The 11395-nt window shown below is 39.9% G+C and carries 11 protein-coding genes, 1 tRNA gene and 1 pseudogene; 3 read left to right on the top strand and 10 right to left on the bottom strand.

Features of this window, described 5'->3' with window-relative positions:
• Positions 1–100: 100 nt before the first annotated feature.
• From FOC32_RS05465 to FOC32_RS05430, 8 genes and pseudogenes are all read right to left on the bottom strand, one after another.
• The gene (locus FOC32_RS05465; protein WP_005180632.1) at positions 101–331 is read right to left on the bottom strand and encodes a helix-turn-helix transcriptional regulator; all 231 of its coding nucleotides are present in this window, start codon (positions 329–331) and stop codon (positions 101–103) included.
• A gap of 79 nt (positions 332–410) precedes the next feature.
• Positions 411–1295, bottom strand: a complete 885-nt coding sequence (locus tag FOC32_RS05460; RefSeq protein ID WP_175966597.1) for a hydrolase or metal-binding protein — start codon at positions 1293–1295, stop codon at positions 411–413.
• A 197-nt stretch (positions 1296–1492) separates the two neighbouring features.
• Positions 1493–2551, bottom strand: a complete 1059-nt coding sequence (locus FOC32_RS05455; protein ID WP_175966595.1) for a YqaJ viral recombinase family protein — start codon at positions 2549–2551, stop codon at positions 1493–1495.
• 175 nt (positions 2552–2726) lie between these two features.
• Positions 2727–3758: a DUF932 domain-containing protein gene (locus tag FOC32_RS05450; protein WP_175966593.1), complete on the bottom strand. Its 1032-nt coding sequence runs from the start codon at positions 3756–3758 to the stop codon at positions 2727–2729.
• Between the two features lie 22 nt (positions 3759–3780).
• The gene (locus tag FOC32_RS05445; protein ID WP_125297508.1) at positions 3781–4059 is read right to left on the bottom strand and encodes a hypothetical protein; all 279 of its coding nucleotides are present in this window, start codon (positions 4057–4059) and stop codon (positions 3781–3783) included.
• A 103-nt stretch (positions 4060–4162) separates the two neighbouring features.
• Entirely contained in the window at positions 4163–5137 is a 975-nt protein-coding gene (locus FOC32_RS05440) for a YagK/YfjJ domain-containing protein (protein WP_175966591.1), read from the bottom strand.
• 272 nt (positions 5138–5409) lie between these two features.
• Positions 5410–6957 (bottom strand): hypothetical protein, encoded by a 1548-nt coding sequence (locus tag FOC32_RS05435; protein ID WP_175966589.1) that lies wholly within the window; start codon positions 6955–6957, stop codon positions 5410–5412.
• Positions 6958–7136: 179 nt separating this feature from the next.
• Positions 7137–7385: pseudogene (locus FOC32_RS05430) on the bottom strand (integrase); the annotation flags it as partial.
• A 390-nt stretch (positions 7386–7775) separates the two neighbouring features.
• Between FOC32_RS05430 and FOC32_RS05425 the strand changes: the two are divergent.
• The 3 genes from FOC32_RS05425 (at position 7776) to FOC32_RS05415 (ending at position 8924) form a co-directional block, all read left to right on the top strand.
• Positions 7776–7976 carry a hypothetical protein gene (locus tag FOC32_RS05425; protein ID WP_004781578.1) on the top strand — a complete coding sequence of 67 codons (201 nt, stop codon included), beginning with the start codon at positions 7776–7778 and terminating at the stop codon, positions 7974–7976.
• A 439-nt stretch (positions 7977–8415) separates the two neighbouring features.
• Positions 8416–8643, top strand: a complete 228-nt coding sequence (locus tag FOC32_RS05420) for a hypothetical protein (protein ID WP_004781576.1) — start codon at positions 8416–8418, stop codon at positions 8641–8643.
• Between the two features lie 205 nt (positions 8644–8848).
• Positions 8849–8924, top strand: a tRNA-Thr gene (locus FOC32_RS05415).
• Positions 8925–9005: 81 nt separating this feature from the next.
• Here FOC32_RS05415 and FOC32_RS05410 read toward each other — a convergent pair.
• Both FOC32_RS05410 and FOC32_RS05405 read right to left on the bottom strand, forming a co-directional pair.
• Positions 9006–9845 carry an SAM-dependent methyltransferase gene (locus FOC32_RS05410; RefSeq protein WP_175966588.1) on the bottom strand — a complete coding sequence of 280 codons (840 nt, stop codon included), beginning with the start codon at positions 9843–9845 and terminating at the stop codon, positions 9006–9008.
• A 3-nt stretch (positions 9846–9848) separates the two neighbouring features.
• On the bottom strand, positions 9849–11156 hold the full coding sequence (locus tag FOC32_RS05405) for an FAD-dependent oxidoreductase (protein WP_175966586.1): 1308 nt from the start codon (positions 11154–11156) through the stop codon (positions 9849–9851).
• Positions 11157–11395: the final 239 nt, after the last annotated feature.

The raw sequence follows: 11395 nt of genomic DNA, 5'->3' as shown, positions 1-11395 counted from the left end.
TTGTAGTAGTGAATGGCTTGATTCATTTTATTCTTTAGATTTTTAATATTTCCATAGTTTACTGAAAACCAAAAAATAAGGGAGCCGAAGCTCCCCACTTTTATTCACGATTTTCCAGCTTATCTTCAATCCATTGATTTATTTCCCAAGCTGACCAGCCAATACGAGATTCACTTAGCCGCACAGGCTTTGGAAAAGTAGAATCGTAGTATTTTGATTTCTCATTGATCATTTCATAGATTTTAGCTCGACTGATACTTGTAAATTGAACTACCTCTTTAATATTAATGATTTGATTCATCGGGAAAGTTTGACCAACAAATGCATTCATGATGTTTACTCCTATCTCATGATTTCGAGCAACTCGCTCATGAGATACGGCAATCTCGTAAGGTTTTACCCTGTACGATTTAATTTAAAGCCGTCACTGATCCTTTCAATCCCTGTTGAATATCAAATGCAGTCTGCGTTTCCTCAATCTGCTGGCCTTCAACAGGCTGATAAAACTCCTCAACCACATCCAAACCTTCCTCCATGTCTACGTCCATCCTTCCATTCCCAAAGCCCTTCCTTGCGGTAAAGTCCACAGCCTCCTGATAAAACCCCGCCTGCTTACTTTGCTCATCAATTTGCTTCGCCTGAATAATCGCTTCATTTAAACTGATCCCCTCCCTTAACGTTAGATCCACGTAATACACCGGCTGACGATAACTCTGTGTCGTACTCTTGCCCCGCAATATCAATTGCAAGGGGAGACATGACAACAAGCCTCCTGAAGCTGCATGGTAATAGTTCAACCGTGCAGCCAAAGTCCGAATACTATTAAAGCCCGTGGTTCTAAAGATGAAGGTGCCAAATTCATCTGAGTCATCCAGGTTCACATGTAAACGTCCATAAGGTTTGCAGTTACCACCTTGTGCCAGAGGACATAAATCTGGCGATAGACAGGGATGTTGCTCTACACCTTGATTGGTTAAACGCTGGCAGGTTTCACCGTTGCCGACACAGACTGGCCGTCCTGTCTGTCGGTCAAACAGGCTATATTCTGCACGCAGGTTTAAATCAGGATCATTAAAGATCATTCTGACAGGGATTGAACGTAGCTTTTGATTCGGAGCATTAGCTCTCAGCTGATCATCCAGTGGATGCTTCACCCAGCCTTCTTTGCTTTGAATCTGGGAAGTAATGGTGAACTGGTCATCCTTTTCCGGTAGGCGTTTGCCATTCTTCTCGATCATCCGACCGATACTGATCCGTCCGAGTATTGGAGGAGTAATTACTAAACCTTTAATCATGTTGATATTCCTTAATGTATTACCTTACAAATTTGGGTCTATGTATGTAGGTCGGAACAAGGACCAAATAAGCTACCCAAACAATGTAGAGCCAGATAAAGTGCTACAGAGATCGCGACCGATTTGCTCTCTACCGAAGGGTAGAGAGCGGGGAGCGATTTTTGTGAATTTTTGATTTGGTGCTGTGTAAATAGGGCTTAGTCGGTATAGATGTTAAATCGACGACTGCCTTGCTTTTCAAGTGGATAAAGCTCGATGAGTTCAGGCTGGTGCTGAAGCAATGCTTTGGTATTGAGACTGATAGAATCCTTGGCTTTCTTCCAAACTACCGAGCCATTTGCAAAGACAGCCCTTTCCTTGTCTTGCATCATCATCTGGATTTCATGTTTAAGCTGGTCAAAGCGTTCCTGCTGATGCTGAATCTCTTCCTTCATTTTGATGAGCTGGTCGAACATCAAATTGGCATTTTCATTTTGCGAGAGATCCTCTACCGTTAAAGGTACATGCGCTGGATAGAGTTGTTGAATCGCTTTAGCTGCGGATTCACTGGCATCAACTGATGGCGGAGTATCCTTCTCCACACACTCCCAGAAATATCGTTCTGCTTGAACAATATGCTCAATCACGGATTCAGACCGCGTCACCTTGAAGATCTTGGTTTCATGCCCACAGATCAAGACACAAACATGCGCTGCCTGTTTACCAGTCACCGCCAGTTGATGTTGTACCTGACAAAGCACATATAAAGGCACACCATCACGCCACAATTTTGCTCCATGCTCACCTGCTGTTTTGCATTCCAAAATTTGGACTTCATCACTGCCGACCACGCTGTAATCCAGATTGGCTAACATAAAGTATTTATCGGGATCAGGATGCTGAAGTACTGCATTGATCCGTCGCACCTTGTTATGGGTGTGCATGCTATAGAACTCTGCCACCAAAGGTTCCAGCTGCTTACCCCAATACAGCGGTGCTACACCTGAGCTTTCATCTTCTATGGATTGAGCCTGTCGTCCAGTTTTGATTAGCCAGAGTTCCAGCATCGACATGTAGGGATTGAGACCACAGGCAGTCGCGGCATCACTGCTACCGATACCTTGTTTACGAACTTCGAGCCAGTCCTGATATTCCATCCCTTTGGTGTTGACCAGCCGCTTGGCTGCTGTTGAGCGTTTGGTGGTGATGGTTGGATTGACTACAATTTTTGATCCTACCGTCGTAGGCTGATGGGAAATAGATACAATTTGATTCATGGAATTATCCTTATAAATTCTGATCTCTGTAAAAGAAATGCATAAAAAAGCCATACCCGACACGAGGTCGGGTATGGCGATTTGTTTGCTGTTTTAATTGAGAGGGGTTACATGAGTGCTCTGATGAGCATTTGTTTGGGGTGACTTGATTTCAACATAAGTGAGTTAGTTAATTTCACGCGATCAAAGCAAGTGCTTGCTCCAATCCTCGTTGTTTCACCCCCGCACCTGCACCGAACCAAGCTGAATCAAGACGGTGATCTGTACTCATGGCACGTCGTTCATGATCCACAAATTCCGTGATCGAACACAGTAAACCATAAGCAGTGTCTTTGGCGGATGACAGGTCAGCACCACGTCCTTGCCCATTGAACATGTCCAAAGCTTTATTCATGGCACGACCATTGGGTTCAGGCTTTTTCTCCTGAACTTGCTGTGCGACATTACGATAGAACTGAATGATGTTTTCTTCAGGATCGGAAATTGACATGGTGCTGTTGTTGAATACGGCATCAAAATAAGCTTTGGCCTCCTGCTGACTCACCTTACGCTGTGTGAGCTGTTTCATCTCATACATGTGCTCATCCCATGCACGCACTGAAATACCCAATTGCTGTTTCACTTTCTCTGCTTCAAACTTGGTACTATGCGGAACCTTTACCACACCTGCACTACTGCTCTGACCACGTAGAGCAATGGCTAACGTGTTGTTACAGACCACTCGAATACTGGTGAATTGTGCTGTCGTTGCCAAGGTGCCATCACACGCAGTAGCCAGCAGGATATAACCATTACTGACATCCTTAGACTTTAACGCGGTACTTTGCCCGGTACGTGCCAAAGCCCAGAACTTCTTCCCACCTTTCAAAACCCCTGCGGTTTCTAACTCAAAGCCAGACTGCTCAGTCAGATCCCGGTAGAACTCTAGAATCTCTTTAGGCTGAACTTCCTGATAACGCTGACTGACTACAGATAAAGGTGCATGGGTATCTGAACGATACAAGACACGCTGCTCTTCAAATGGCATGATGATGCTCTGACCACGCTCATTCTGTGCCATATAGCTGACGTTCGAGGATTCAATCCGCCAGTCCATTCCAGCTTGCTGTGCCCATACTTCCAGTGGTTGATTCGGACTCAGCTGATTACCGAGACCATGCCAAGGGGTTTCGCCAACATAGGCAATTTGTTCGATTTGATGTGCCATCGTTCTTATCTCCTATGATGATTCAACGAAAATTCTGCTGACAGTGGTTGCAATGGTAATAGGTCATAGTGATCGGCTTTTTAGGCTCATCAAACACGCTGCTAAATAAGCCGCCAATGACTGCACCAGCGATACCACCAATGAATGGGGATACAGGCAATGGCAAACTCTTTGAAATGGATGCACCGATGGTTGCGAATGAAGCTGATGCTGCTAGACCTGTAGAATCAGATCCACTCACCTGCTGATTGACAACCTGAATAACCTGATCCGAAAAACAATAAGGACAATTTAAACTCATAATATATACCTCTAGAAATGACAAAGGCTCACCGATTGGCAAGCCTTGCAAAGTTTAAAAACTCGTTTTCACCTAGATAATGTATATCTGAGATTATTTTCATTTAGCGTTTAGGGCGTTTACGACCATCGGGTAATCGTAAATCCAATCTAACCCTATTTATAGTATCTACGCTATTACGTCTTGATGGTCTATTAAACTTACCGTGACCAAAACTCTGCATGTTTTTGACTCTTACCCGAAGGTACTGCTCTGTTTTGGTAGGCTCTGTGAAATACCTGACTATCTTCAAAACATTAGCTCTTTTAGCATCATCTCCCCGAATTAAAGGACCTAGAGCATCGTTTCCACTTTCTTTGTAACTTCTACGATTCTGCTTAGTATTGCAGTTGTACCCTTGTCCAGTTTCTTCTGTTATTTCTTTCCAAGTATCAATAATACAATCTGCAATATGGCGATCAAACTTAACACGACTACCATTATAGAAAAGTAAGAAATGTGCGTGATATCCTTTTTCGGCACCTTGCTCTAAAGCATACATATAGCCTAGCAAATCACTAAAATGACGATCTCTATCCTGTAATCGATCTAGTAGTTTTCGGATATCTTGCCTAAAGTCCGAAATATCAATGAATCTTCGCTTATTCTGTTTATAAGATAAATCAACCCGAATAACAGCTAATTTAGAATGATGTTCTAGCAATAACTCTGTGTACTCCATAGCCTTACATCGATTCTTTAGCTCATCCTCTTTGAAACGTTGAACTTCCCTGTCATGTTGTCTTTGAAACTTTTGAAATCTTGACTTCACATCACGAAATCTTAGTTTTTCTAAGATTGAACTATCGATATATTGAAATGCTCTTACATCTTTTTCCAACTCTAACATTAGCTCAATCATGGCTTGGTTATAAGCAGAATATATCAGGTTTGAATTATATTGCTCTTGTAACTCTCTGAGTAAGTCAACTAAATCAGACCAATAGTCATTCCATGGTCTTTGTCCAGTTAACGTATCTTCTACAAAGTTTTCAATTGCAGTAATCAATGAAGAATGATTGATCTTGGTTTGTTCCATTGCTATGTACCTGTTATTAATACATAGCAATAGGGCTAATCAATAAGAAATTACATATAGGCTTAAATTAGATAAAAGCTCTATATAATGAATATGCATATAAGTGCATATATTTAATTAGTATTAGTAATATTAATAATATAGCCTTATAATACCCATTAAGACTTCAGCTACAAATGCAGTGATTCATTAGGCTTTCATAGTCATATTTCTAGTTGTGTACACATTTTGCCGATCATATTGTGAAGCGACAACTTTTTATACCCATCTTCTCAAATTTCTGTATCAAACTTTCGCGTGCCTCTGCTAAATCTACTTCGAATTTCTTCATCATCAGTAAGTTCTAAAAATTCCTGATATACAAAAAAAGGTAATATTTTCTTTTCAAATACGTTCCATCCATCACGATCATTTACTTCAAGTAATATCTGAGAAGGTAAATCTAAATGTCTCATTAATGAAACTGGCTCTACTTCAATTTCGGGCACTTTATCATTTTCGAAGATGAAGCTTCCTCTACGCTTTAGTAATTCTACAGCATAATCTTCGAATTCTTGCCTCACATTTCGAATACTACCATTAAGTTTGCTTTCACCTACTTGTAGCAAAGTATCGCTATCTATTATCAACACAATATCTTGGAACCATTGATCATCATGTTTATCCCAAAAATAAAAAAAGTTTAAATATCCTTCAAAACCTGCCACAGGCTTACTTGCCTTCTTATTTAGTTCACTAAAAAAATCTTTAAATTGATCTAGGGTAATTTCATGGTTCTCAGCACTCAAAAAAATTTGAAATCTATAGAGAGTAATATTACTAGATCTATAGCTTTTAAAATAAGTAATAGCTTCTTGTAATTTTTTCGAATACTTATTAACGGCTGTCTTGAAATTTTCAGCATTTATTCCGCTCACAGTATCATTAAAAGATTTTTTTCTGCTTGACATCGATAATTGAAATGTTGGTCGCTTATCAAATTCTCCTTTACTTATTGCATTTTTAAGATCACACACAATATGATTAAGTTCGTTTAGAGGTTTAAAGTAAATTTCCTGATTTAGTAAATTACGTTCCTGCCCAGTATGCCTGTCAGGTGAAAATTTATAATCTTCCATAAATTTTAAGAATAATTGAATGTGTGAGGACAGGTATTTCCCTCCATTCATTGCACGTATAGTGTTCAGATTATTAAATAAATACAGTAATTCATAACCTAGAGCCGTTATTCGCTTTTGGACCTTTTCCAATGGCTCTTTATCCAAATCTTCTACATACTCATCATCAAATAGGTAGGCTGGTGTGGCGCTATAAGCTAATACCAGTACAAATCGTTCAAGGCGAGATAGCAATCCAACAGTATCATTTTGATCATTTAATATCCTATCCACTATTTCTAGGTACGTATTATTAGAGCTATCCGTTTTATAAAAATTTTCGCCAAGCTTAGTCTGTAGCTCAGTATAAATCAGCTCAATTACATTCAAATACTCTTGAGCAAATTTGACTTTTTGACTTAACTGTAGCGGTTTTCTGTTAGGATCAATTAAATCTCTAATCTTTTGAATTTTTCTTGAAGGATAACTCCTTTCCTCTTTGGTTGATTTCCTAATTTCAGTGGGATGGCTCCTCTCCTTTAAGCTACCCAATACTTTATCAAAGCGACTATCTGCTAAAATTTTTTCCACTAGTAACGATGCAAGATCGTCCATTTTTTCATCAAGAGCCATGACAAAATTTTCGTCTTCGCAACTATCCAATTCATTAACTGTATCAATTACGTCATTTTCAGTATCGTTATTAACTTGCTCTAATTCCATATGCTTTTAAGTAAATTACTACTTTCACCCCTGATCAGATCCTTTAAAATAGCACTTCAATTCCTAGATTACAAACCATTAATTCCTAATAATTTTTACCCCGATTCCTAGGTTTTTCACTATAAATTCCCAGCCCAAAATTAAATATCAGGCAAAAAAAACCACGCTCAAAGGCGTAGCTATACAATCCATTCTTTCACTTGTTTCTCATACAACTTCAGCAACCTTACTTTCTCATCCCAGTACTGTACTCGGTTATAGGCCGAGCGAATCCTATTCTGAGGTACATGAGCAAGCTGGCGTTCAATTGCATCTGGATTAAACAGATTTGATTCGTTTACAACTGTACGGAATAGAGATCTAAAACCATGTGTGGTCATTCGTCCCGCATAGCCTGAATGTTTGATCACAGCCAAAATCGATTCACTGTGAGTAAAATAATTCAGATATACCAACTGGTTGTTATTTGTTCATTTAATAATAACCATCAGATGACATAAGAGCACCCTTATATAGTTGGGGGTATAAATGTGGGTATAATTAAAAATATATATTTTTATTTAATTATATTTCATTTACTTATAAAACAAATATGACTCCCTCTCTCAGCCAAAATTCATAATCATGTAGTCACATGATGTCCTAAAAGGTTTAAATCTAAAGGGTTTAAGCCTTTTTTGTTGCCGAAATTATTAGGGAATGGATTAAAAATAAAAGAATAACTATATAAGTTACATAAATGATGCCGGATGGCTGTTGAATGACACTGAGGAATATTCGAGCATGATCCTATCTTAGTAAAAAAATGATGGATTGCTATGAAAGATGATGAAAAACCCCTAAATTTTGATGATGATAACGAGCCTCTGGATTTCGAAGATGAAGAGTTCACTGACGATAAAAAAGAGGACGAAATGTACAACCCGATTACTAAGGATGGATCAAGTGTAGATCCTGCGGATGATGGCACACGTCATCTTCGTCCTGAAGATGGTGATCCGCTAGAAGTCGAGCCTTAAGCCCAAGCCCAATTTTATATTGGGCTTTTTTATAGTCTAGAATACTAAGAGTGAGCACTTTGGACAGATGAGTTGAAAAAGGATAATTCGTTTTACTGGTTATTTTTGAAGTGAGTATCGCTTGCTTTTTCTTTTTACAGATTTAAAGGCGTCAGGATATAGGCTGGGATATATTGAAATAAATTCTCTGGATAAAACCATGATATATCTATTTTTATTGCTTTCTTAACTTTATGTTCTTCTTTTAGTTTATTTATATGATAGAGGTAAAAACTGGCATAAAAATAGCTTAACTTCATTGTCATCATCGCTATGTTATGGTGGAATCAAAACAGGATAAAAGGAGAATAAAAAACCAAAAGATAGAAAACGTTATTGCTTGAGTCTTCCTTATTTGGGTTAGAAAAAAAGTGGAAACACTGCTATTCGGAGAGTGGACATGAATAACAGCGCAAACTACATGAAACAGATAAAAAATGCCAAACGCGGTGGTTATACCCCAACCATTGCCAAAGACGTCAACAAACATAAGATTCAAAAAGCCCTAAAACTAATTGAACAGTGGAGAAGTCTCGCTCAAGAACTCAAACCTCAAATGCAGTTTGATATGGCCTTTACTTTAGAGGAATGCGCACAAGACCTGGATCGGATACTCAAAAGCAGATAATTCCCTTTTAACTTATTCATAATAGATTTTAAATATCAGTCCTTTACCCTTGCCCATATCACCGATGTGGGCAATTTCATGATTTAAATGTAGATGCCTGAGTGCAGATGATTCAATGATCAGCAATAAAAAATTGGTTATAAGATTGAACGGTTATTTTTTGGCTTGCGCCCTTAAGAAAAATCTGTAAAATGCACTCCACAACGCCGGCATAGCTCAGTTGGTAGAGCAACTGACTTGTAATCAGTAGGTCCACAGTTCGAATCCGTGTGCCGGCACCATTTTCTTAGCCTCGCTTTTTAGTGAGGCTTTGATGTTTCTAGGCTTGGCATTTTTATATAGCTGTTTTTTGCCTTGAATATTCAGATCGCCTGCGCTGTCACCTGTACATATCGCACGATCCCATCCTGATATAACTTCCGACAAAGCTTTGCCGTCATCTGAAGTTTAAACTGATCCAGTCTTTTGCCTTTCTGTTTCAATTTCTTTGAATTTAAATTCTGATTTACATAATCAGCAAAACCTGAAAATACCGCTTCGGACAGATCTTCAATCTGAATATTCTTAAATTCAAAATTTTCCAAACAATGATAAAGCTCATTTTTCAACATCAGGTTTTTTAAATTGACATCGGCGGATTTCAGCAGAAACTGATATTTACGCTTTTGCAGCGCATTCAAGCTGTTCCATTTTTCAGACAAGATCAGATGATGAAAGCCAATCCGTGCATTGGTGTTCAAAACACTGCGTACCTGATCTAGAAGTTCGGGAACGGAACTATGATAGGCAGCATCCAGACATAGCACCACATCAAAGCGCTGGGAAAAATGCATGTCTTTTAAACGCAGGAAAGAAGCCAGATAGATGGCATTGAGATCAGGTAAATGCTGTTGAATATTCGCCACACAAGCAGGCTGAAGTTCTACACCGGCCAGATATTGCACCTGATAGTGTTGCTGCCAGTGCAACAGGCTGGCACCCTGGCCACAGCCCAGATCCAGCAATTTATCCTTTGAATTTAAACCGACCGTTTCTGCCAAACGGTCGGCCAAAGTTCGACAGGCAGCTACATAATTCTGCTGCCCTGCCCACCAATAACCCAGATTGCTCCAGGGCAACTGTGACTGATCTCCCAGCAACGATGCATCAATTGCATATTTATGTTGAGGAAGACGCTGACGAAGTGCCTGAAACCATTGCATCAATCAATAACCGAGTTGGGGTGCTACCTCGATCTTAGGTTTAAGTCCTTCAAATGGCAACGGTGCCCCCATAATTGCGGCAATTTTCATAGCAGAAGTCACAGCAGATTCCAGAATTGGCAAACCATCCGATGACCACGAACCGCAGTAGAACACTTTACGGTTCATTTCCAGATGACGATGCTGTAATTCCTTATTGAGAGCGATGGTATTGGCATCTACTACCGCACGGGTCAAGGTCACTGATGAAATCACTTTTTTCGGATCAATCTCAGTCACAGGGCGCCAGGTCTGGAATACCGGTGATTTACCCACCAGACTCGGTTCAACCGCATTCAGCCAAACCGTAAATTGCTGACGGGTAAACTTGCGATCCATCATATAGCTGAGTACAGCCCAATCCTTACGCTTTGGTGGCATCACGCTGCTATCGCGGTGAATGACCAATTCACCCTGTTCAAATCTGAATTTCTTTAACAGCTCGATATCACGGCCAAACTGTTCATGATCCAGGAATTCATCAATATGATTGGTTGGTGTCGCAACCACCACGCGATCGAAGGTTTTCGACAGACCCGCTGCATTTTCTACCAGTACTTTGTCGCCCTGCTCTTTCACTGAGACAATTGGTGCACCACTTTCAATGTGAATGCCTTCAATCAGTTTGTCTACCAAAGCCGGAGTACCGCCCTGCATACGTAACAAGGCATCACCATCCGTTAGCTGACGCAGGAAAATCAATAGCGGTTTGGCTGGCCATTCACCAATAGTTTTCGGGTTACAGGTACAGATGGTATACAGCACCGGCATCACCGCACCATGCCAGAACACTTCTTCAATCTCATTGCGATTGATAAATTCTGCCAGGCTGATGTCCTGATTTTTGGATTTAAAGAATTTTGCCAAGGCTGTTTTGAGTTGCAGCAAACCTTTAACCAGACGCCAGCCATATTGCTGGATGCCTTTGCGGTTATTGATAATCGGAATATTACCGATTCGGCTACGTGATGTGGTTAGCCAGGTTTCTACCCGGTCTTCAAACAGCCAGCTACAGGCCATATAGGTACGTACCGGGTAAGTTTTAATGCCCAGATGAGTCGCCAGACTTAAGGTATTTTTCCACAGATAAGGATTCATCACACGTAAAGGTGCGTCAATGAGGCCTCCTTCAAATTCGAGACTATGACTGTCCATGCCACGACCTTGAAGCGCTTCAAAAATAGTAATGCGATGTCCTGCGTCCTGAAGAATTCTGGCAGTAGCCAGTCCAGCCATGCCACTACCAATTACTGCGATATCCAATCTGATCATCCGTCATTGAAAAACTAAAAGAAATTATGAACCATGCTTTCGGCAAATAGGTTATTAAAATCTTCCAGAATACTTTTTTTTCGTAAGTCTAGGTTAACGCAACTTTACAAATAAATTACATTTTTTGAATAGCAAAAAACGTCTTTATATAGAGTGACTTAAACTCTCGTCATATTTAAATATTTAAAAATAAATCTTTAAAAAACAAATGGCTTAATTAACCGATTTTTTAATCATCG

This window comes from Acinetobacter sp. FDAARGOS_724, assembly GCF_013364475.1.
GTDB lineage: Bacteria > Pseudomonadota > Gammaproteobacteria > Pseudomonadales > Moraxellaceae > Acinetobacter > Acinetobacter variabilis.
The sequence above is the reverse complement of the archived record's forward strand: the minus strand, read 5'-3'. Positions and strand labels throughout refer to the sequence as shown.